Genomic DNA, 21,865 nt, shown 5'->3' on the forward strand with positions numbered 1-21,865 from the left:
CGCCGCCCACAAAGGCTCCTCTTCTGTCGCCCGAGGACGTCGATCACCAGATCGGCGGCCTCGGGCGACAAATCCAGGCTCCGCATCAGATTCCGCACCATCCCAGAGGTTTCCCGTGCCCCACCCCCGTGCTCCACCCCGCATACCCGGTTGACCATCCACGGCAGACGGCTCCCCGTCGACCGGGTCCGCGCAGGCAGGCCCATCGCCCAGTTGCGCACGAAGGTCACCCAGGGTGCGGGCAGCCCCGCGCCGGCCGTGGCGATGGTGTTCAAGCCCGTGGAGCCCGCCCAAGCCCGCTGGCGCGCGACCACCGGAGCCCACCTGGCTCCCCTGGTCCGGGCCGGTGCGAAGTTCGAGAACGGCGCCCTGGTCGCGCGAGAGGAGCTTGTGGCATGAGCGAGCGGGTCCGAGTGTGGTGTCTGCGGCACGGCGAGTCGCAGAACGTCACGGACAACGTCGCCGGGGCCGTCCCGCGCGCTCCGCTGACCGAGCGAGGCCGAGAGCAGGCCGCTCTCGCAGCTCGGACTTTGGCCGGCGAGCGGATCGGCGCGGTCTATGCCAGCACGGCCTTGCGCGCACGGCAGACCGCCCAGCCGCTGGCCGCCGCTGCCGGCGTTGAGGTCCAGGCCCTGCCCGGCCTCGTGGAGGTCGGCATCGGCAGGCACGAGGGAAGCAGCGATCCGGACGTCCGACGGCAGACCGCCGACGTGCTCCGTTCCTGGGTGGTCGACAACGACCTGACACAGCAGGTGGCGGATGGTGAGAGCGGCTTCGCGGTCACGACACGCATGGACAAGGCGTTCCAAGCCATCGCCGAGCAACACCGGGGCGAGACCGTCGCCGTCGTCGGCCACGTCGCCAGTCTCACGGTCGCCCTCAGCCAGCTCTGCACCCTCGGAGCCGCGGTCTGGGGCACTCCACTGCCCCATGCGCTGCCATTCCTCATCGAAGGGGACGGCTCCACCTGGCGCTGCCCCTCATGGCCAGACGCGAAGTGACGCCCACCGCAACCTGACGACCCTGCAGCTCATGTGCCAGCTGGTCGGCGCCGTCGAGCCAGGCCCTCACCCAGGCGGCCCCCACCCCACCCCCAACGCACCGGTGCCGGGGCCGCCCCCGCCGCCCGGTCCGCGCCCCCACCCCCCGACGCGTACCGGGCGGCCCCGCACCCCACCTCTTCCACCCATCCCGCCCGATCCGACTGTCTGGAGTCGCCCCTGCCCTCACCCCCAGTGTCGGCGGCACTGGGGGTTGCGGGCGCGGCCGCCGAGCCGCAACTGGCCGCACTGCTGGGAAGAGGCTGCATTCGCGGGCGGAGCAGATCACCGCCGCGGGCCTGGCGGCTGGCGATACCGCCAGGCCCAGTGGTCGTACCGGCGCTGGAGAGCTACCACTCGATAGAGCTACCACTCGATCAAGTCCGGTCGTGGCCGGAACCCTGGCGTCGAATGGGAGGACCTCGCCTGGCTGAACGATTCGGTGAGCACGCTGAGAACCTATGACCTGGCCCGGCGTCTTCGACAGCTACATGCCGGCACGGGTCCGCCGGCCTGGCGGGCGCGATCTCCTTCCTGGAGCACCGGATGGGCACCGGGTTGGGTGAGGTCGACCGGGCACTGACCCAGCCGATCTGCAGCGGAGCGCTGGAGGGGCTGCGCGGGGATGAGCGTCAGATCCACGGCCGCACCGGCGCAGTGTGCGCAAACCTCGACGGGGAAGACAAAGGCGCTGGCTGGGCATTGACGCTCAGCCGGGTCCTTGATGCCGACCCGGTGCAGTCGATCCTCATACGGTGCAACCCTGCGGGCTTGCTCGGCCGAGCTGCGAGGCCCCTCGACGACGAGAAACCTGATCCCCGCGGGAGCTTCCCAGCTGCCAACCTCAGGCGGTCGAGCACGCCGCCCCTGACCCGCCCATAGCTCACCGCCTCGTCCCTCAGCACTGTCGCCGCAGAGGTGGCAACCTCCACGAGAGGTTCGCCGCAGTCCGCCACAGGCGTGTCGATCACCCGGGGATCGTTCGACAAGATCATGCTGCGTGAGTGTCATGACTCCGGCCCCTAGACGAGTAGATCCGAAGTTCGGGCCGCCAAAGGGGCGAGGGTGCCCAAGATCAGTTTGTGACGACCGACCTGAACACCCTCTTGACTGCACTGTACGTGAAGATCGACGACGAGATAGGAGGAACGCGATGGATGGGACGCCCTCCTCTGCTCAGCGACTCCGAACTCGTCTGCCTTGCGGTGGCGCAGGCACTCCTCGGCTACCACTCCGAGGCCCGCTGGCTGCGCTACGCCCGCAAGCACCTGTGCGGCATGTTCCCGTACCTGCCTCAGCGCGCGGGCTACAACAAGCGCCTACGTGCGGCATTACCGCTGGTCAAGCGCCTGATCAGGGAGCTGGCCATGGACAGCGACTTCTGGACGGACACGGTGTGGATCACCGATTCGACCCCGGTGTCGTGCGGCATGTCGCGCCCGACCGTCCAGCGCTCGCACCTGGCGGGCTGGGCCGGCTACGGCTACTGCGCGTCCCACTCCCGCTTCTTCTGGGGCCTGCGTCTGTACCTGGTGTGCACGCCGACGGGCATGCCGATCATGTGGGCGCTGGCCAACCCGAAGATCGGCGAGCGCGAGGTCCTGGCGGCGATGTTCGACGTCGATGCCGAGCTGGTCGCCGAGCGCGAGGGCATCCTGCTCATCTCGGACAAGGGCTTCGCCTCAAAGCAGTTCGAGAACGAGCTCGCCGAGCGCGGAGTCGAGCTCCTGCGGCCCTCGCTCAAGCGCGAGAAGGAGCGTTACGGCGAGCCCATGCTCAAGAAGGTCCGTCAGCTGATCGAGTCGGTCAACGACACCCTCAAAGGGCAGCTCGACCTGGAACAACACGGCGGGCGGACCTTCGAGGGCGTCGCGATCCGCGTCGCCCAGCGCGTCCTGGCGATGGCCGCAGGCATCTGGCACAACAACCAGACCGGCGCACCAGTCACCCGCTCACTGACCGCCTACGACCACTAATCACATCGGATCTACTCGTCTAGTGGTGGGGGTGAAGCGGGCCGGGCGCCCCGAACGCTTGCGGTCGGCCAGGGTTGGCAGCCCGTCGTCGGCGAACCGTCCGCGCCAGGTTCGCACGGTGTCCACGTGCAGGTGGGTCTCGGCGGCGATCCGCGCGTCGCTGCGTCCGCGTGCTGCCAGCAGCACGACCGTCGCCCGTTGCCGGGTTTGATGGGGAGTCTTGTGGCCGTAGGCCATCTTCTTCAGCCGGTGCCGCTCGGAGGCGGTCAGCGCCACGGACACGGCGGGACGGGAAGGCATCGCAGACGGGGCGGCCGAATCTTCCGGGGCGGGTACGCAGTGATGGGGCTCCCTGCGCGTGAAGTCGCCGAGACCTCAGGTGCGGCGCGGGACGGTCGCGTGGCGGGTCTGCTGGATCAGCACGGTGGTGGCTCTCTCCAGGAGTGCGCAGAGCGCGGCGTGTTCGGAGGGAGTGAACGCGTCGGTGAGTGCGCGCTCAAGGATGATCACCTCCTGGTAGGCGCGGTCCAGGAGCGCCCGGCCCTGGTCGGTGAGGGTGGCGATCTGCACCTTGGCATGCACCGGGGACGTCTGGCGGCGGATGAGCTGCTTGGTCTCCATGTTGGTGAGCACGCTGCCCATGCTCTGCTGGGTCACCCCGCAGGAGCGGGCCAGTTGAGAGCCGGACATGCCGCCCTCACGGGAGAGGGCCAGCAGCACCATGTACTGGGTCATGGTCAGCCCGTAGGTGCGCAGCACCGCCTCGTGGTGCGCCATCAGCGCCTGCTCCGACCGCCTGATCCGGGTGCAGAGGTCATCTTCGACCGAGGCTTCCGCCATGTACTCCCACTCCATTGACAGATTCATGCGTTGACTCAGGAACCTTACACAACTACCGTCCTCGACAGTAAGGATACTGAGTCAACGCAAGGAGCTGTAACCGTGAAGGCTGTCCTTCTTGACGCCGAAAACCACTACCGCATCACAGAACTCGACGAGCCCGCACCCGGCCCCGGCCAGGTGGCGATCCGCGTCGCCTACGCAGGCGTCCAGTGGGGCGACACCATGGTCCGGGACGGCCACTTCCCCGTGCCGCGTCCCTTCGTGCCCGGCTTCGAGGCGTCCGGACACATCGTCGCGGTCGGCGACGACGTGGACCCAGGCCGTATCGGTGAACCCGTCACAGGGCTGACCACCGCAGGTGCCTTCGCCGAAGTGGCCGTAGCACCCGCCGTACTCACGCTGGACATTGGCGACATGCCGCTACGGACGGCAGCAGGCATCGGCTGGGGGGCGCCGACCGCCTACGACCTGATCAACACCGCCTCGCGTGTACGGCCCGGCGAGAGCGTGCTGGTCCACGCCGCCGCCGGCTCGGTGGGCACCCTGGCAGCCCAGTTCGCCCGGCTGGTCGGCGCCGGCCGAATCGTCGGAGTGGCGGGCAGCACCGCCAGAGCCGACTACGCCGCCCAGTTCGGCTACGACCGGATCCTCCTGCGCGAGGAATTCCCGGCCAAACTCGGCGACGAGAAGTTCGATGTGATCCTCGACCCGGTCGGCGGCCCTACCCGCCACGCCGGCCTCGACCAGCTCGCAGCACACGGCCGACTGGTGGCGTATGGCAACCTCAGCACCTACGAACCAGTCCTGGCCAACACCAACGACCTTCTCATGCAGGGCAAATCCCTCATGACCTACAACAGCAACCTGCTCAGCCAGACCCATCCTGAGCAACTCGCCGACAGCGCCCGCCGCGCACTCGGCCTCGTCGCCGACGGCCACGTGCGCGTCGACATCACCGCCGAATATGACCTCACAGACCTGGCCGGCGCCGTACAACGGCTCGCCGATGGCTCCACCCACGGCAAGAGCATCCTCCGGGTCTCCTGACAACACATGCAGACTGGGCAGCGACCTTGGTCGCTGCCCAGTGCTGGTGAGAGGTCGTACGGGATCGTTCCGCTCTTTCGGCGTAGTCCCTTCCTGGCGGGACGTGTAAGGGGTCGGGGCTCCCTCGCAGGCGGAGTGCCCGGCACAGCCACACCAATCACCTCAACCCTCGCAGGACTTCGAGCGCCGACCACTTAGACACCTGAATGATCACGGATCCCGTGTCCGCTCTGTCATCCCCCCAACCTGCGGCATCCTCACGCCAGTTGGACGATCCCGGGAACTTGCGCAAGCCCTGGTCCGGCACCCCCATGTGCGGTGAAGGAAAACCTCATGGAACCCCGTCTCGACCTGCTTGTACCATACCCGGGCCGACGGCTCTTGGTTCCTGCATCTCGGTGTCACCGATTCGTCTCCGACTCAAGGTCGAACCAGATCTACGTGTATCTGCCAGGGAGTCAGAATGTCTTCTCAGCACGCCCTGCTTCCACGTTCGGCACCGGCCGCCTCGGGAATCTCGTCCCGTTCGATCGCCGCGCTGCTGGACCGGCTCGAAGCACGATCCGTCGAGTGCCACTCCCTCATGGTCGTGCACCGCGGTCACGTCGTCGCCGAAGGCTGGTGGGCGCCGTACTCGGCCGACCGCCCACACCTTCTCTACTCGCTGACCAAGTCGTTCACGTCGATCGCGGTGGGGCTCGCGGTCGCCGACGGGCTACTCTCGCTGGACGATCGAGTGGTGCACGTGTTGCCCGACCACGTTCCGGCCGGCGTCTCGGAGCAGGGAAGCCGCATCACCGTTCACCACCTGCTGTCCATGACAGCCGGGCACCCCACGGACAGCCTGGCCGAGGCCTGGGAGCTGGAACCCGATGATTTGGTGAAGGGCTTCCTGGGCCTGCCGTTTGCCAACGCCGAGGGAACGCGGCACACCTACGACAACTCAACCACCTACATCCTGGCCCGGTTGGTGGAACGGGTCACGGGGTGCGGCCTCCCGGAGTTCCTCGACGAGCGCCTCTTCAAGCCAATGGGCGTTGACCACGCCGAATGGGACCGGGTGAAGAGCGGTGCCGCCTTCGGATTCCATGGACTGCACCTCACGACCGAGGCCATTGCCGCCTTCGGCGAGCTGCTGCTGCGTGGCGGCCTCTGGGGCGACCAGCGGCTCGTCCCGCGCGAATGGGTGGAGTTGGCGACCAGTCGGCACATCGACAGCAAGTGGATCCTGGATGGATCGGATCAGGCGGACTTCTCCTACGGCTACGGCTACCAGTTCTGGATGTCGCGTCACGGCTACCACGGTCATGGCTCCTTCGGACAGCAGTGTGTGGTGGTCCCGTCGCACGATCTCGTGGTCGCCGTGACCGCCCAAGGGGAGTCTCAGGAAGTGCTCGACGCCATGTGGGAGTGCCTGCTGCCCGGCGTGGGCCAGGCGGCAAGCACCCAGGACGACGAGATCCTCGCCGATCGGCTGCAGCGGCTGTCATTGCTGCCGTTGCCGGGGTCGGCCGACCCTGGGCGTTCGGCCAGCGCGAAACTTGACGCCTCCGCTGAGGGGTCGGCCCTGCCCGACGGCACGATGGTGATCATCGATCCCACCGACGGCGGATGGCTCGTACGGTTCGAGTCGCTCCTCGACGTTGAGGTCGGCCACGGCGACTGGCGGGAAAGCTCCCCACTCGGCCGACCTGTCGTCGCGACCGGTGCCTGGCAGGGAAGCACATTCGTCGCCGATCTCTACGTCGTCACCACCCCGCACCGAGTTCGGCTGGTCGTCGACGCCGAGGCGGGGACCGCGACGGCGACATGGAGCACCGTGCCCCTGACCGGCCCCAGCCTGGAGTTGCATGTGCGGTCCCCTCTGATGACACGACCTGACGTCGCATAGGAGACGCCGGCTGAGGGGGAGTTACCGAAGGGCGAGGCGAGGATCCCCATCGGGCGGCGGACCTTCACGGTCACGCTGCGCCCTGCAGCACGATGTGCTGCAGGGCGCGGCCCCTCCACGTTCGTCAGTCCGCCAGGGGCCGGCGGAGTCCCGATGCCGAGGCGGTCGTAGCGAGCATTCCGACCGCCTCGCGTGTCAGCTGCTTGCTGACACGCGAGGCGACCGGCGATCTCCTGCCAAGTGCGAAGCCGTGGACGAAGATCTCCCAGCCCCGGATCTCGACCTCCGGCAGGCCGATTGATGCAACCAGCGGGGGCAACGACGCTCTTGGATCTCACCTCTTCAGTCACATCGTGGTCACCACGGCATGGACTGCCCGTGAGGTAGAGGCAGATAGGCAGGGGGCACCAGCTGGCGCCACGCGCGTGCTCCGGGCGGCCGAGACCGAGTCCGGTGCTTGTCGCTGTCGGTGCGTCAGACGGCTGGCTTGGGGGTCAGCCCGGTGGTGAGCAGTGCGGTGATCTCATCGGCGAGGCGCGGGCCGAGTTCGCCCCAGCCGTCCTTGTAGCCGTAGACGCTGGCCAGGGTGCGGGCCTCGTAGTCGCCGTTCATGATCTCGATGTCGTTGGCGGTGATGAGTGCTGGGTGGGCGACGCCGACAGCGGACGAAACCTTGAGCAGCTCCTTGCGCAGGGCCCGCAGGTAGACAGCGGCCCGGGTGGCCTTCGAGGTCGGATCGAGGCCGCGGGCCAGCCATGGGTTCTGGGTGGCGATGCCGGTGGGACACATGTCGGTGTGGCACTTCTGCGACTGGATGCAGCCGATGGACAGCATCGCCTCACGGGCCACGTTGATCATGTCGGCACCCAGAGCGAAGGCGACTGCGGCGTTCTCGGGCAGTCCGAGTTTGCCGGAGCCGATGAAGGTCAGCTCGTCGGTCAGTCCCAGCTCGGCGAAGGTGCGGTAGACCCGGGAGAAGCCCATTCGGAACGGCAGCGACACCGAGTCGGTGAAGATCAGCGGCGCCGCCCCGGTGCCGCCCTCGCCGCCGTCGACGGTCACGAAGTCGACACCACGGTCACCACGCGCCATCATCCTGGCCAGCTCCTGCCAGAAGCCCATCTCTCCCACCGCGCTCTTGACCCCGACCGGCAGGCCGGTCTCGGTGGCAAGCAGTTCCACGAAGTCGAGCATCGAGTCGACGTCGTTGAACGCGGTGTGCCGCGACGGGGAGAGGCAGTCCTTGCCGACAGGGATGCCGCGGATCCCGGCGATCTCCGGGGTCACCTTCGCGCCCGGCAGCATTCCGCCCAGCCCAGGCTTGGCGCCTTGGGAGAGCTTGATCTCTATCGCCTTGACCGGGGCGCCGGCGACCACATCCTTGAGCTTGTCGAGGTTGAAGCTGCCGTCCTCGTTGCGGCAGCCGAAGTACGCCGTCCCGATCTGCAGGACGAGGTCTCCGCCGTTGCGGTGGTACGGCGAGAGGCCGCCTTCGCCCGTGTTGTGCATCGTGCCCGCCAGTGCCGCCCCCTTGTTGAGCGCCGTGACGGCCGCGCCGGAGAGCGATCCGAAGCTCATCGCCGAGATGTTCACCACGCTCGCAGGCCGGAACGCCTTGGCCCGCCCGCGCGGCCCGCCCAGCACCTTGGCCGAGGGCAGTGGGGCCTGCGGGTCGTGCGCGTCGGGCAGCGGGCCGGCGAACGTGCGCTGCTTCACGTAGGCGTGCCCCTGCACGTGCTCGACGTCGACGTCGGTTCCGAACCCGAAGTAGTTGTTCTCCTCCTTCGCCGACGCATAGATCCAGCTGCGCTGGTCACGACTGAAGGGTCGCTCCTCCTCGTTGGAGGTCACGATGTACTGGCGCAGCTCCGGCCCGATCCTCTCCAACAGGTACCGGGCGTGCCCGACGACCGGGAAGTTGCGGAGCAGTGCGTGCTTCTTCTGGATGAGGTCGCGGGCAGCCAGGACCGCCAACGCTGTTGCGGCGGCTGCGCCGATCCTCCGGGCGTGCATGAACAGTCCTCCTCGATGCACGACTCCATCGCCGAGCAATGGACGTCGTTGTGTTGTGTTGCGTTGCGCGACGGGCACGGTCTGTCAAGCGTCAGCGTCCGTCGAAGAAGGGCGAATGGCGCCGTTGCCGCAATGGCTCCCACCAGGGCGGATGAGCTCCTCGGCAGCAGCAGCGCGGGTCAGCCGGTACGTCGGTCGGACATCGACCCTTGTACCGCTCAATCAGGTCGCACCAGTCGGCCTCGACCCGCTCCAGGGACATCCCACGGCGGCGCGACGGGTGGTCGACGAGCGTCGTCTCCGGATGGCCGAGCAGCGTGCCTGCGGCCGCTCCCGCTGGTGCCGGTGACCTCGAAGGCGATTGCACCGTTGCCGAGACAGGGAGCAGGCAGGACGCGGGTCTTCCCAGCAGTCACGGTTCTGTCGGCCTCAGTCGTGGTCCGGTGCGAGGTGCAGCACATCAGAGCCGTCCGCAGGCCGGCGAGGGTCTTCTCGGCGTCGCTCGCCCCGTAGGCGGCGATGTGGCCGAACAACAGGCCGATCATGTGGGTGGTTTGCAGGTAGTCGGTATCGGCCGGCCCGGTCGGCTCGATGGCGCCATCGTCACCGGCGATGTCCGCGATCGCCCGCGAGGAGGCGGGCTTCGCGGTGTCCGTCGCGCTTGCGAACAGCGTGTCGTCCTCAGCGGCGGCGTGCACCGCGAAACCGGCCGGAAGGTCCGTGCCGGACAGCGCTGCACCCTTCGGCTGGGCCGCAGTCAGCGGCGCTGCACGCTGTGCGGCGGCAGTCGGCATGGTGGCCGAGGCGCCTGCGGGAGCCGAGGCCTGGGTGGTCGAAGTGCCGTCGGCGTGGCTGCCGCCGCTGCTCCAGCCGGCCACGCCGAGCGCGACGTCGGAGTCGGGCGCGGCGGTGCGCAGTATCGGACGGGCGGTGCAGGTCATGGGCGGCCTCCCTTGGCGCGACGCCGGTTGCAGCGCCGCTCACTGTAGACACCAGGGAATCTGTCCGTACGACCAGACCCCCCGCTCGCAAGAGGAAGGTGTGACCGACAGACCGCCACGTACCGGTCAGCTCCACAGCGCCCTGGGGGCTTGGCTGCCCCACCGGCAAGCCCGTGAGCCTGACCCTTGGCGAGCTGAGGGATCAGATGGGGGCGTCCGGCGGTCGGTCGGCACGCTGCCGACGAGGAAGGCGGCTCCGGCGGCGGGAAGTCGGTCCCGCACCAGTTCGTGGGCGGTGGGTGCGGGGTCGTCCGTGAACGCAGCCCACGTGCCGCGTCGATCTCCTTGGAGGGGGCGGGTGCACTTCCCGGAGGCGCGCACCACATAGCCACGCGACCGTCTGCTATACCCCGCTTGGCGGGACGCCATCCTGATCGCCGACCGGGACCTCGTTGCGGACAGCACCTGGCAAGGTCGGCCTGTGGGCTGAAGTGCCGCACTTCCGGTCCTTGCCTGAGGACGGTCGAGGGAGGTGCCAGCTGCAGTTTCCTGGCACTCGAACCCACCAGTAACTTGGGGGAGGGTGACGCCGACGGGCAGACCATCTCGGTCTCGACCGTCCAGGACGGCGTCACCACCGCGGCCGGCACCGGCATCCAGTGCTGCGTCTACGCTCGCCGGCTGACCCCGGACGCGGCTGTCCGGGCGCTCCCCCTGGGACCGCCCGGACCACGGGACTCCGCAGCACGGGCTGCAGCACTGCGGTCCGTCAGGGGTGCTCCCGGCCCACTCCCCGCAGGTAGGTCTTCACCAGCACATCGGCTGCCTGTCCCGCGTCAAGGTCGGGCAGCTCGTTGGTGGCCGTGTGCAGAAGCTGCCGCAGAAGCGCGTCGGCCCATCCGGCCGGCAGGTCGGCGCGCAGCAGTCCTTCGTCGGTGGCGCGTTGGAGGAATGTGCCGACCTCCGCGATGAACCGGTCGCGGCGGGCCCGGATCGTCTGGTCGGCGCGCATGCGGCCGAGTTCCACGGGCCAGGTGCGGTTGACGGTGATGATGCCCTCGGCATAGCGGTGGAGAGCCACGGCGACCGGGGCGTGAGCGAGCCGGGCGGCGTCGATCGCCTGCTCGATCGCGTCGAGGCGGGCCTGGTAGATGGCGGCCAGCAGCTCTTCGCGGGAGGCGAACCGCCGGTAGACGGTGCGCCGGTCAACCCCGGCGGCGGCAGCAATGGCGGCGATGCTCGCGGAGGGGTCCTCGGCCAGCAGGCGGGCGCCTGTGGTCAGGACGGTTTGCAGGTTGCGGGCGGCGTCGGCTCTCATCGCCACAGTCTAACCATCGGTGCCGCACATACTGAGACTATCGACACATGGGAGTACCCATACTCATCACAAGCGCTACATTGGTGTGACAGTTAACAAAGGACGTTCCGAACAGCAGGCGGGAAGAACATGATCATCAACGACAGGCTCTACATCGGCGGCGTATGGACCTCGCCGAGCGACTCGGCGCTCACGCTCGACGTCCGCTCCCCGCACGACCGGTCCGTCATCGGCCGCGCCGCCCAGGCCGCCCCCGCGGATGTGGACCTGGCGGTAGCCGCGGCGCGCAAGGCCTTCGACGAAGGGACGTGGCCGCGGACCGCCCCGACCGAGCGGATCGCGGTCCTCCGGCGCCTGAACACGCTGCGTGAGGAGCGCGCGGCAGAGATCGCCGCGCTCATCGCCCGCGAGAACGGTTCGGCAGGCTGGTTCACCAGGGCAGGGCAGCCGGGGCTGTCCCGGCAGGCCGACGCCTATCTGAAGGCGGCGGAGGAGTTCGGCTGGGAGGAGACGCTCGAGCCCTCCGACCCCGCGCTTCCCTTCCGCAGCGTGGTGCGTCGCGAGGCGATCGGCGTGGTCGCCGCCGTCATCCCGTGGAACTCCCCGTTCTCGGCCGCGCTGGCAAAGCTCATCCCGGCGCTGCTCGCGGGCAACACGGTCGTGCTGAAGACCTCCCCGGAGAACTCGCTCAGCATGAACCTGCTCGCGGAGCTGCTGGATGCAGCAGGCCTGCCGCAGGGCGTGGTCAGCGTGCTCCACGCCGGCCGGGAGACCAGCGAGTACCTGGTCTCGCACCCGGACGTCGACAAGATCGCCTTCACCGGGTCCACTCGCGCCGGTCGGCGGATCGCCTCGATCGCCGGTGAGCAGCTGAAGCGAGTCAGCCTGGAGCTGGGCGGCAAGTCTGCGGCGATCATCCTCGAGGACGCCGACCTGCCGAAGGCCGTTGCCGGCCTGAAGTTCGCCTCGCTGCTCAACAATGGCGAGGCATGTATCGCCCAGACGCGGATCCTGGCACCGCGCTCGCGGTACGAGGAGGTCGTCACGGCGGTCAAGGGGCTCGTCGAGTCGCTGAAGGTGGGCGACCCCGCCGACGAGGACACCTTCATCGGCCCGATGATTCGCCCGGACCAGCAGCAGCGTGTGCGGGACTACATCCGGCTGGGCATCGACGAGGGGGCGCGCCTGGTCACCGGAGGTCCGGAGGTCCCCCTGGGGCTGGAGGGCGGCAACTACGTCACCCCGACCGTGTTTGCCGACGTCGACAACACGATGCGGATCGCCCAGGAGGAGGTCTTCGGCCCGGTGCTGGTGGTCATCGCGTACGACGACGAGGAAGACGCGGTGCGGATCGCCAACGATTCGGAGTACGGCCTCTCCGGCGGTGTCTGGTCCTCCGACGAACAGCATGCGTTGGCCGTCGCCCGGCGCGTGCGGACCGGCACGGTCACCGTCAACGGTGCCCCGATCGGCTTCGACGGCCCGTTCGGCGGCTTCAAGGCCAGCGGCATCGGCCGCGAGTACGGGGCTACTGGACTGGCCGGCTACGTCGAGTACAAGACGATCACCGTCTGACGGGGTCCCGGTGTCCAGCGGCATGCGGCGCGGTCTGCGCTCCACCCGCAGCGCGGACCGCGCCGCGACCTCCCGGGGCGCGACCCGCTGACCCGCCGGCCCGCGACCAAGGACCTCGGAGACCCCGCCACCAGGACGGCCATCCGGCGCCCCCTGTCGATGAACAGAAACACCGCAGAGTCCGATCCCGAACGTCACCCAGCCGCGCTCATCGAATGCGGCTGTGTGGATCCGGACTGAGTCGCCGGACCGCGCGAGCCGCTGAGGTGGCGGCCCGCGCGGCGGGTCGGACTCGTTCCGGGAGGCGTCAGCCGGTGAAGCCGGCGAACATCTTGGAGAACTGGTACGGCGTCTGCGTCACGTTGGTGCACTGGGAGAGCCCGCCGTGGCAGGCGTTGGCATCCCGGGTCATCTCCCAGAAGGCCAGCTCACCGAGGTGGTTCTGCTGGGCGAAGGTGACCAGCTGCTGGGCGTCGGTCAGGCCGAACACCTCGGAGGGGTTGTCGTTCTGGCCCAGCATCAGCGTCACACCGACCTTGGCCCAGGCCTGGGCGTCGGTCAGATTCGTCCAGACCGACTTGATCTGGGCCTGGGTCGCCTGTGCCGACTGGATCACGTAGGCGCCCATCTTGCCGCTCGGGTTCGGCGCCGCCGAGTCGCCGAAGTCCATCGACATCGCGTTGACCACGTCCACCGACAGACCCGCGTTCTTCGCGGACTGGAGTACGTAGAGGCCGTCCGCGGTCAGGCCGGTGGGCAGGACCGGCAGGGTCAGGCTGACCTTGAGGTCACGGCCCTTGGCCCGCTGCGCGGCCTGGACCTGCGCGACCGCCGCGGAGCGGCGGTCGATCGAGGCATGGTCGGCGACCGCGCCGCCCTCGATGTCGAAGTCGATCCGGTCAAGACCGTAGACGTCGACGACCTTCTGGTACTGCGCTGCGAGCGAGGCGACGGTGGTGCAGGACTGCGCCAGTTCGGTGCCGTTGGCGCCGCCGAAGGAGGGCCGGACGTCTCCTCCCGCAGCGCGGATGGCGTCCATGTCGGCCTTGTCCCAGCCGGTCGCGGGGTCGTAGGCGCCGAACCAGCTCGCGGTACAGGGGGTGCTGCCGTTGATGATGAAGGCGAGTGAGAACTGCTTGAGGCCGCTCGCCGCGGCGAGCGCCGGCAGGCTCGGCGTCGGGTATGCGCCCAGGTCGACGTAGGGGGCGGACGCGCCGGGGACCGTACCGCTGCCGGCGGTGGCCGACACCGTGGCCGAGACGGGGGACTCGTTCCCGGTGGCGTCGAAGGCCGAGACGCCGATGACGTGGGTGCTGCCCTGGAGCAGGCCGGTCAGGTTCGCGCTGGTGCCGGTGACGGTGGCGACCTTGGCGCCCGACTCCCACAGGTGGTAGCCGGCGAGGGACTGGTTGTCCGTGGCGGCGTTCCAGGAGAGGGAGACGCTGCCGACGCCGGTGCCGGTGACCTTCAGGCCGGTGGGGGTGGTCGGTGCGGTGGTGTCCGGGGGCAGGCCCTCGCAGGGCTGGTTGTTGATGGTGCAGTTGGCGGGTGCGGTCTGGGCCGTACTCCCGTTGGAGACGTCGAACCCGACCACGGCCGCCGTCGCACCGGGCGCGAGGGCACCCGCCCAATCAGGAGGGGTGATCGTGTAGCGCGTGCCACCGGTGACGGCGGCGGAGGTCAGGTTGCCGTTCCACGCGCTGCTGATGCTCTCCCCGGACGGCAGGAAGAAGGAGAGTGACCAGGTGCTGACCGAGGCGTTCGTGTGGTTGGTGATCGTGTAACCGGCCTCAAAACCGGTCTGCCAGTTCTGGGTGACTGCATAGGCGGCGATCAGTCCGGTCAGGCCGGTGTCGGCGTGCGCCTGTCCGGCGGAGAGGGGAGCGGTAGCCATGGCTGCGGCCGAAACGGCGGCAAGGGGCAAGGTGACGCGCCTCATGGGCGGGTACTCCTGGGCTGGTGGGCGGCGCGGCGAACCGCGCCGCCGGGTTGTGTGGGGGATGCAGCCGCGCGGCCCCACACAAGATGGTCCAGACCAATCGTCGCGTCAATAGGAAAGTTTCCTATCAGTTGAAACTTCTCGACTTCTTTTCAGGCAGGGAATTGACGCCCCATCACCTTGAGCGGCCGTTACGACGCACTTAAGGCCGGCTTAGGTTTTGAGCCTGGAACCGCCGACTGGCCGCACGGCCGGCGTGCCGTCCTCGCCGTCCTCGCCGTACGGGCACTGGACCGCCGGGCAGGCCACGTCACATCGGGCCAGGCCGGTCTCGCAACGGGTCGGTTCAGGACGCCGGGCGGGGCGCCGGCAGCCGGGGGACGCTGCCGACCAGGCGGCGGGTGTACGGGTGCGTGGGCGCGCTCAGGACGTCGCCGGTGTCGCCCTGCTCGACGATCCGCCCGTGCTCCAGCACGGCGGTGTGCTCGCACAGCGCGGCGACCACCGACAGGTCGTGCGAGACCATCGCGATGGTCAGCCCCCGCCGCTCCTTGAGCTCCGCGAGCAGGTCCACGATCCGCACCCGGGTGGTCACGTCCAGCGCGCTGACCGGCTCGTCCGCCAGCAGGACGCGCGGGTCGCAGACGATGGCCCGGGCGATCGCGATGCGCTGCCGCTGGCCGCCGGAGAACTCGTGCGGGTAGCGGTCCGCCGCGTCCGCGGGCAGGCCCACCGACTCCAGGGCCGCGGCGACCCGCGGATCGCGGGTGCCCGCACGTCCGGCCGGAGCCAGCCCGAGCGAGCGCAGCGGCTCGGAGACGACGGCGCGCACCCGGGCGCGGGGGTCCAGCGAGGAGTACGGGTCCTGGAAGACCGGCTGCACCGACCGGCGGAAGGTCCGCATCCGGGTACGGTCGCCGAGGGCCAGCGGCTCCCCGTCGAAGAGGATCCGCCCGCTGGTCGGGGCGGTCAGCCCGAGCAGCAGGCGCAGCAGTGTGGTCTTGCCGGTGCCGGACTCGCCGACCAGGGCGAGGCTGCGCCCGGGCCGGAGCGCCAGGCTGATGTCGTGCAGTACGGGGGAGCCGGCGCCGCGGTAGGTGAAGCCCACTTCGCGGGCCTCCAGCAGCGGGCTGCCCGCGGCCTCGTCCGAGGTCGCCGGCCCGGCCAGGGGAGTGGTGCTCATCGCTTCGCCGTCCGTTCCAGGGCGCTTTCCAGCCGCCGGGCGCTGCCGACCAGTTCACGGGTGTAGGCGTGGGTCGGCGAGTGCACGATCTGCTCGACGCTGCCCTGCTCGACCAGCTGCCCGTTGCGCAGCACCAGCACCCGCTCGGTCACGGCCGAGACGACCGCCAGGTCGTGGCTGACGAAGAGCAGGGCCATCCCCCGCTCGGCCACCTGGGCGCCGAGCAGCTCCAGGATCTCCTCCTGCACTGTCACATCCAGGGCGGTGGTCGGCTCGTCCGCGATCAGCAGCGCGGGGTCGCAGGCCAGGGCCATGGCGATGGCCACCCGCTGGCGCTGGCCACCGGAGATCTCGTGCGGGAAGGCCCGCGCGATCCGGTCCGGGTCGGGCAGCACCTGGGCGAGCGCGTCGCGCACCGCCTGGCGGAGCGCCGCGCCGCGCAGCCCCTTGAGGCGGCGCAGCGGCTCGGCGACCTGCTGTCCGACCCGCATCAGCGGGTCGAGCGCGGTCAGCGGTTCCTGGAAGACCACGGTGGCCGCACGCCCGCGCAGCCCCAGCAGCCGGCGTTCGCCGGCGGCGACGACATCGGTGCGGGGCAGCCCCGGGGCGTCGAGCACGATCGACCCGGAGGCGGTCATCCCGGGCGGCAGCAGGCCCATGACGGCAAGCGTGGTGAGCGACTTGCCGGAGCCCGACTCGCCGATCAGGCCGATCCGCTCGCCCGCGTCGAGCGAGAAGGAGAGGTCCGAGACCAGTTCGCGGCCGTCCTCGGTACGGATGGTCAGACCCTGGACGTCGAGCAGGCTCATGCGCGCTTCCTCCTGGTCGGGTCGAGGGCGTCCCGCAGGCCGTCCGCGATCAGGTTGACGCCGAGCACCAGCACCACCAGCAGCACGCCCGGGGCTATCACGCCGGCGGGGGCGGTGTAGACGGTGGCCTGTGCCTCCTCCAGCATCCGGCCCCAGGAGGCGTTCGGCGGCGGGGCGCCCAGGCCCAGGTAGGAGAGGCTGGCCTCGGCGAGTACCGCGACCCCGAACTGCAGGGCCAGGTTGACCACCAGGGTCGGCCAGATGTTGGGCAGCACATGGCCGGTGACGATCCGCACCCAGCCGGTGCCGGAGGTCCGTGCGGCGGTGATGTACTCCTGCGCCAGGACCCGCTTGACCAGCACCCGGGACAGCCGGGCCACCACCGCGACCATGCCGAGCCCGATCGCGAGCACCGCCGAGCCGAGCGAGGCCGAGCGGGCGGCCACCACCAGCATGGCGAGCAGCAGGGTGGGGAAGGCGATCAGGACGTCCAGCAGTGCGGAGAGCGCATCGTCCAGCCAGCGTCCGGCGAAGCCGGTGGCGATGCCGGCGAGCACGCCGAGCACGCCGCCGATCGCCACCGCACCGGCCCCCGCGCCGAGCGCGATCCGGGCGCCGACCATCACCTGGGTGAGCAGGTCCCGGCCCAGCTTGTCGGTGCCCAGCAGATGCGGCCAGCCCGGTGCGATGAGCCGGCCGCCGGTCATGTCGGACGGGTCGTACGGCAGCCAGACCAGGGAGACCAGCGCGACCAGGACGATCAGGCCGAACAGCACGGCCCCGCTGACCAGGGTCCAGGAGCGGACGCGCTTCATCGGGTGCCTCCGGCAGAGGGAGCGGCGGCCCCGGAGAGCCGCCCGCGCAGGCGGGGGTCGATCAGGCGCTGCACCAGGTCGGCCAGGAAGCCGATCACCAGGACCGCGAGGGTGCTCACCAGCAGCACCCCCTGGATGACCGGGTAGTCGTGCTGCGAGATCGCCTGGGCGAGCTGGCTGCCGAGCCCGGGCAGCGCGAAGACGTTCTCCACCACCACGGCGCCCAGCAGCGTGGTGGCGAGCTCGATGCCCAGCACCGAGATCACCGGCACCACGCCGTTGCGCAGGCCGTGCCGCCACATCGCGCCGCGGAACGAGGCGCCGAGTGCCCGCGCGGTGCGCAGGTAGTCGCTGCCGAGTACATCCAGCGCGGCCGAGCGGACATAGCGGGTGAGGGAGGCGGCCATCACCAGGGCCACCGTGACCACCGGCAGCACCAGTGACCGCACGGCGTTGCCCGGGTCCGACCAGCCGTCCTGCGGGAAGCCGCCGGCCGGCAGCACCCGCAGGTGCAGCGCGAAGACGGTGACCAGGATCATGCCGACCCAGAACACCGGCACCGCGATGCCCAGCTGGGAGACCGCGCTCAGCAGCGTGCCGTACCAGGTACGGGAGCGGTGCGCGGCGATGAACCCGGCGGGCAGCGCGATCAGCACGGCCAGCACGAAGGCCGACAGGGTCAGCGGGACGGTGACGTTCAGCCGGGTGACGATCTCCGAGCCCACCGGCAGCGAGCTGACGAAGGAGTGCCCCAGGTCGAGCGTCGCCAACTGGTGGAGCCAGGTGCCGAACTGCTGCAGCAGCGGCTGGTCGGTGCCCAGCTCGTGCCGGGCCGCCGCGATCTGGTCGGGGTCGGCCCCGACCGAGACCAGGGCGTTCGCCGGATCGCCGGGCAGCAGCCGCAGCAGCAGGAACAGCACCACGCTGGCCAGCAGCAGCGAGACGACCAGGAAGCCGAGCCGCCGCAGCAGATAGCCCGCCATGCCGGTGGGTCGGGTCATCAGCTCGACTTCTTGATGCCGTAGGCGAAGAACTGCGAGTTCAGGCCGTTGAGCGGGTAGCCGGTGACCTTGGCGGAGGAGACCACGATCTGCGGGTACAGGTACAGCCAGTCACTGGCCGCGTCCTGGGCGATCTGCTCGTTGACCTTCTTCAGCAGCGCGGTCTGCTGCGCCGCGGTGCCGGACTGCTCGGCCTGGTCGACCCACGTGGTCACCTGGGGGTTGTCGTAGCCCCAGTAGAAGTCGGGGTTGCCGTACCAGACCACGTCGCGGTCGTTGACGTGCTCCTGGAGCGTCGCGGTGAAGTCGTGGTTCTGGTAGACCTTCGTGTACCACTCGTCCGGGGTGATCACATTGATCTTGACGGTGATGCCGACCTTCGCCAGCGCGGCCTTGATGAAGGTGGCCGCGGTCGGGTGCGGGTCGTAGTTCGGCGTGTCCAGCGTGAAGCTGAAGCCGTTCGCATAGCCCGCCTGCGCCAGCTCCTTCTTGGCCAGCGCGGTGTCGTACGGGTTGACCTTGGTCAGGTCCTCGTACCACGGGTCGGTCGGCGGGACCATCGAGCCGATCAGGGTGCCGTAGTCGCCCCAGACCGACTGCAGCAGCTGCTTGTTGTCGATCGCCGAGGTGACGGCCTTGCGGACCAGGGCGTTGTCGAAGGGCTTGGCCTTGTCGTTGAAGGCCAGCAGCAGCTTGGTGGTGGAGTGGCCGTCGTTGACCTTGTAGCTGGGGTTGCTCTTGAACTGGTCGAGCGCGTCCGGGCTCTGCTCGCTGGTGACCACGTCCACGGCGTTGGTCAGCAGGGCGTTGTTGAGCGCGGTGGCGTCCTTGTAGTAGTGGAAGACCGCCTTGGCGTTGGAGGCCTTGGTTCCCCAGTAGCCGCTCCAGCGGGCCAGGCTGAGGGCCGAGCCGCGGGTCCACTTGTCCAGCTTGTACGGGCCGGTGCCGGCCTCGGAGGTCTTGAGGTCGCCGGCCTGGTGGTCGATGATCCAGACGTAGCTGAGGTTGTAGACGAACGAGATCGACTTGGAGCTGAGGGTCACCTTCACGGTGTCCGCGGCCGGGGTGTCGATGCTCTTGACGACCTCGAGGTTGCTCTTGCGCGCGGACTTGGAGTCCTTGGCGAGCACCTTCTCGATGCTGTACTTCACATCCGCCGAGGTGAGCGGGTGGCCGGTGTGGAAGGTCACACCGCTGCGCAGCTTGAAGGTGTAGGTCAGGCCGTCCGGGCTGACCGAGTAGCTCTGCGCCAGCAGGTTCTGCACCTTGCCGTCGTCGGTGAGCTTGAAGAGCCCCTCGTAGACATTGCCGTTGAGCGCCTCGGTGACGCCCTGGCCGCCACCGGCGGTGTTGTCCAGGTTCTGCGGCTCGTAGAGCGAGCCGATCGCCACGGCGGCGTCGGGGTTGTACGCACCCGAGCCGCCGGAGGCGGAGGAGTTCGAGCCGCCGCCGGAGCCGCACGCGGCCAGGGTGAGGCTGAGGGCGGCGGCCAGGGCGCCGCCGAGGACGGGGAGGGTCTTGATGCGCATGAAAGGCTCCGGAGCAGCAGGCAGCATGTGGCCGCAGGCATGACGGTCAGAAGAGGGCGCGCGTGCGCCGACCGCTGGGGGTCGGGCGGGTGACGGGGCTGGGGGAGAGCCGGGGACGGCTCAGTGGACGGAGTGGCCGTCGCGGAGGACCAGCTGCTTCTCACCGGCTTCGACAGCCAGGTGGAGGCGGTTCTGCCGCGGCGGCATCGGACAGTTGTACTGGGCCGAGAAGCCGCACGGCGGTACAAAGGCCCGGTTGAAGTCCAGGACGACGGTGTCGCTGCCCGCCTCGCGCGGAACGAACAGGAAGCGCCCCGCGCCGTAGGTGTCGGCTCCGTTGGTGGGGTCGCCGAAGACCAGCAGCAGCGTGCCCTCGTCGTCGAACGCGTGCAGGGCGTAGTCCACGCCGTCGAGAGTGAACCGGATGTCACCGGGGACCGGGAGGTCGCGGGTGGCCCCGGCGTCGCGGATGTGCTCGAACGGGATCCGGCGCTCCTCCGAAACCGGCACAAAGGCGGCCTCGACCACCCACTCCGGGTTGAAGGGGTAGCGGTCGATCCGCTCGAAGTGCCGGATGGCGGGCGAGTCGGCGTCCCAGAACCGCAGCGCGTGCTGCGGCAGGCCGGTGGCCAGGTCGGTGCGCCGGACAGTGGTGACCGTCACACTCTCCGGCAGCCCCGCACGGGCCGACTCGAGGTCCGGCGACTCGCCCTCCGGCAGCCAGCGGGTCTCCACCAGCGCGAGGTTCCCCTGCGGTGCGGTCACTGCCGCCTCGCGGCTCCGACACCATGCCTCCCAGCCGTCCTGGGCGTCGGCGAGGCTCGGGGCGCGAAGGGCATGGTGCATGGGGCTACTCACTCACTGGGGCTAAGCATTGCTTTCGTCAGACATTACATCTGGTTATCGCACTGTCGTACCGCCTGTCCGTCATTCAAGACATCGTGTGGACACTGGCCGCCGTCCGGGTCGCTGCGCGAACCGCGGGCACGGCGCGGCCCAAAGGCCAGGTGGCGGCGTACGCCGGCCCCGGCAGGGACGATGCAGTGCCACCCCCGGCCGCACCGGACCGGTCAGGCCGGGGGCGGCAGTACCGGCTTGGTGCGGCCTGCGGGCCGCGCCCCGCCCGGACCGGCGGTGCGCCCGTACGGGGCGAGCCGGCGCAGGGCGAGTTCGGCCGGGAGGGCTGCCCCGTCGGGGACGGCCGCGTCGTCGAAGGCGGCGCCGGGAGCGTGATCGCCCGGGGCCGTGGTCGATGCCGGCCGCGATACCGGTGTCGGTGTCGGTGCCGGTGTGGGTGGCTACGTCGGGGTGTACCTGAACCTGCACACCACTCCGCCGGTGTTCCCTGTCGCAGGTGCGGCCTGGGAAGAGGAGGCGTCCGGGTGCAGAACGGGGGAGGTGCCTGCGGGTGCGGTGTCAGGCCAGCACTTCCCGAAGCCAGGCCCTTTCGGCACGGCTGGTGGCGCGGGCGATGGTGAGCATGCCGCGCCGGTAGGGGTCGTCGGTGTCCTCGACGCCCAGTCGGCGGTCACCGTCGTAGAAGAAGCTCGCGGGCTGTTCCAGGAAATCCAATCGCCGACGCAGTACTGCGTGCTGGTCGGCGGTGTCGGGCAGGTGGGACAGGAAGGCCAAGATCGTGAAGTATCGGCTGCTGTCGCTGATGTCCAGGCCCCCGGCATCCCGCAGTCGGCACAGCAGTTCGCAGTGGCCGGCGTTGGTCAGGCTCAGGGTGTGCCGCTGAGCGGCCGAGGAGCCCCGTTCGGTCCGCCGGTCGAGCATCCCGGCACTGACCAGCCGGTTGATCGCAGGGTAGAGGCTGCCGTCGCTGACCGGCCGGACATGGCCGGACAAGTGCGCTATCCGGTGGCGCAGTTGATAGCCGTGCAGCGGTCCCTCGGCCAGAAATCCCAGGATCGCAAGTTCGAGCATGCTGCTATTCTCGCAC

General features: G+C 69.6%; 19 protein-coding genes. 6 read left to right on the forward strand and 13 right to left on the reverse strand.

Features of this window, described 5'->3' with window-relative positions; translation table 11 throughout:
- The first annotated feature begins 150 nt into the window (after nucleotides 1-150).
- From AB0761_RS37455 to AB0761_RS37465, 3 genes are all read left to right on the forward strand, one after another.
- Nucleotides 151-399 (forward strand): hypothetical protein, encoded by a 249-nt coding sequence (locus tag AB0761_RS37455; protein ID WP_377273739.1) that lies wholly within the window; start codon nucleotides 151-153, stop codon nucleotides 397-399.
- The gene (locus AB0761_RS37460) at nucleotides 396-1,001 is read left to right on the forward strand and encodes a histidine phosphatase family protein (protein WP_377273740.1); all 606 of its coding nucleotides are present in this window, start codon (nucleotides 396-398) and stop codon (nucleotides 999-1,001) included. Before AB0761_RS37455 ends, AB0761_RS37460 begins: the two co-directional genes overlap by 4 nt.
- 1,121 nt (nucleotides 1,002-2,122) lie before the next feature.
- Nucleotides 2,123-3,016: an IS982 family transposase gene (locus AB0761_RS37465; protein WP_377273741.1), complete on the forward strand. Its 894-nt coding sequence runs from the start codon at nucleotides 2,123-2,125 to the stop codon at nucleotides 3,014-3,016.
- Here AB0761_RS37465 and AB0761_RS37470 read toward each other — a convergent pair whose 3' ends face one another.
- Both AB0761_RS37470 and AB0761_RS37475 read right to left on the reverse strand, forming a co-directional pair.
- The gene (locus AB0761_RS37470) at nucleotides 3,017-3,298 is read right to left on the reverse strand and encodes a helix-turn-helix domain-containing protein (RefSeq protein WP_377273742.1); all 282 of its coding nucleotides are present in this window, start codon (nucleotides 3,296-3,298) and stop codon (nucleotides 3,017-3,019) included. It abuts the gene before it with no gap.
- 93 nt (nucleotides 3,299-3,391) lie between these two features.
- Nucleotides 3,392-3,883: a MarR family winged helix-turn-helix transcriptional regulator gene (locus AB0761_RS37475; protein ID WP_377273743.1), complete on the reverse strand. Its 492-nt coding sequence runs from the start codon at nucleotides 3,881-3,883 to the stop codon at nucleotides 3,392-3,394.
- Nucleotides 3,884-3,958: 75 nt separating this feature from the next.
- Here AB0761_RS37475 and AB0761_RS37480 point away from each other — a divergent pair, with 75 nt between their 5' ends.
- Both AB0761_RS37480 and AB0761_RS37485 read left to right on the forward strand, forming a co-directional pair.
- Nucleotides 3,959-4,906 (forward strand): zinc-binding alcohol dehydrogenase family protein, encoded by a 948-nt coding sequence (locus tag AB0761_RS37480; RefSeq protein ID WP_377273744.1) that lies wholly within the window; start codon nucleotides 3,959-3,961, stop codon nucleotides 4,904-4,906.
- A gap of 463 nt (nucleotides 4,907-5,369) precedes the next feature.
- A complete protein-coding gene (locus tag AB0761_RS37485; RefSeq protein ID WP_377273745.1) occupies nucleotides 5,370-6,797 on the forward strand; it encodes a serine hydrolase domain-containing protein in 1,428 nt (475 codons plus the stop codon).
- A gap of 474 nt (nucleotides 6,798-7,271) precedes the next feature.
- On the opposite strand, the gene AB0761_RS37490 is transcribed toward AB0761_RS37485, so the two are convergent.
- The 3 genes from AB0761_RS37490 to AB0761_RS37500 all read right to left on the reverse strand — a co-directional run bounded on the left by AB0761_RS37490 (nucleotide 7,272) and on the right by AB0761_RS37500 (nucleotide 11,069).
- Nucleotides 7,272-8,810, reverse strand: coding sequence for an FMN-binding glutamate synthase family protein (locus AB0761_RS37490; RefSeq protein WP_377273746.1), 1,539 nt, complete (start codon nucleotides 8,808-8,810; stop codon nucleotides 7,272-7,274).
- A gap of 218 nt (nucleotides 8,811-9,028) precedes the next feature.
- Complete coding sequence (locus tag AB0761_RS37495; protein WP_377273747.1) at nucleotides 9,029-9,751, reverse strand: hypothetical protein; 723 nt, start codon at nucleotides 9,749-9,751, stop codon at nucleotides 9,029-9,031.
- A 769-nt stretch (nucleotides 9,752-10,520) separates the two neighbouring features.
- Nucleotides 10,521-11,069, reverse strand: a complete 549-nt coding sequence (locus AB0761_RS37500; protein WP_377273748.1) for a TetR/AcrR family transcriptional regulator — start codon at nucleotides 11,067-11,069, stop codon at nucleotides 10,521-10,523.
- A 129-nt stretch (nucleotides 11,070-11,198) separates the two neighbouring features.
- Here AB0761_RS37500 and AB0761_RS37505 point away from each other — a divergent pair, with 129 nt between their 5' ends.
- Entirely contained in the window at nucleotides 11,199-12,644 is a 1,446-nt protein-coding gene (locus tag AB0761_RS37505) for an aldehyde dehydrogenase (RefSeq protein WP_377273749.1), read from the forward strand.
- Nucleotides 12,645-12,951: 307 nt separating this feature from the next.
- On the opposite strand, the gene AB0761_RS37510 is transcribed toward AB0761_RS37505, so the two are convergent.
- The 8 genes from AB0761_RS37510 to AB0761_RS37545 form a co-directional block, all read right to left on the reverse strand.
- Nucleotides 12,952-14,538, reverse strand: a complete 1,587-nt coding sequence (locus tag AB0761_RS37510; RefSeq protein ID WP_377273750.1) for a cellulose binding domain-containing protein — start codon at nucleotides 14,536-14,538, stop codon at nucleotides 12,952-12,954.
- A gap of 391 nt (nucleotides 14,539-14,929) precedes the next feature.
- A complete protein-coding gene (locus tag AB0761_RS37515; RefSeq protein WP_377273751.1) occupies nucleotides 14,930-15,766 on the reverse strand; it encodes an ABC transporter ATP-binding protein in 837 nt (278 codons plus the stop codon).
- Entirely contained in the window at nucleotides 15,763-16,575 is an 813-nt protein-coding gene (locus AB0761_RS37520; RefSeq protein WP_377273752.1) for an ATP-binding cassette domain-containing protein, read from the reverse strand. The genes AB0761_RS37515 and AB0761_RS37520 overlap by 4 nt, the downstream gene beginning before the upstream one ends.
- On the reverse strand, nucleotides 16,572-17,390 hold the full coding sequence (locus AB0761_RS37525) for an ABC transporter permease (protein WP_377273753.1): 819 nt from the start codon (nucleotides 17,388-17,390) through the stop codon (nucleotides 16,572-16,574). Before AB0761_RS37525 ends, AB0761_RS37520 begins: the two co-directional genes overlap by 4 nt.
- Entirely contained in the window at nucleotides 17,387-18,373 is a 987-nt protein-coding gene (locus AB0761_RS37530) for an ABC transporter permease (RefSeq protein WP_377274522.1), read from the reverse strand. Before AB0761_RS37530 ends, AB0761_RS37525 begins: the two co-directional genes overlap by 4 nt.
- A gap of 17 nt (nucleotides 18,374-18,390) precedes the next feature.
- Entirely contained in the window at nucleotides 18,391-19,920 is a 1,530-nt protein-coding gene (locus AB0761_RS37535; RefSeq protein WP_377273754.1) for an ABC transporter substrate-binding protein, read from the reverse strand.
- Between the two features lie 120 nt (nucleotides 19,921-20,040).
- The gene (locus AB0761_RS37540; RefSeq protein ID WP_377273755.1) at nucleotides 20,041-20,766 is read right to left on the reverse strand and encodes a DUF1684 domain-containing protein; all 726 of its coding nucleotides are present in this window, start codon (nucleotides 20,764-20,766) and stop codon (nucleotides 20,041-20,043) included.
- A 570-nt stretch (nucleotides 20,767-21,336) separates the two neighbouring features.
- On the reverse strand, nucleotides 21,337-21,849 hold the full coding sequence (locus AB0761_RS37545; protein WP_377273756.1) for a PadR family transcriptional regulator: 513 nt from the start codon (nucleotides 21,847-21,849) through the stop codon (nucleotides 21,337-21,339).
- Nucleotides 21,850-21,865 lie beyond the last annotated feature (16 nt).

The organism is Peterkaempfera podocarpi (assembly GCF_042466665.1).
Lineage (GTDB): Bacteria > Actinomycetota > Actinomycetes > Streptomycetales > Streptomycetaceae > Peterkaempfera > Peterkaempfera podocarpi.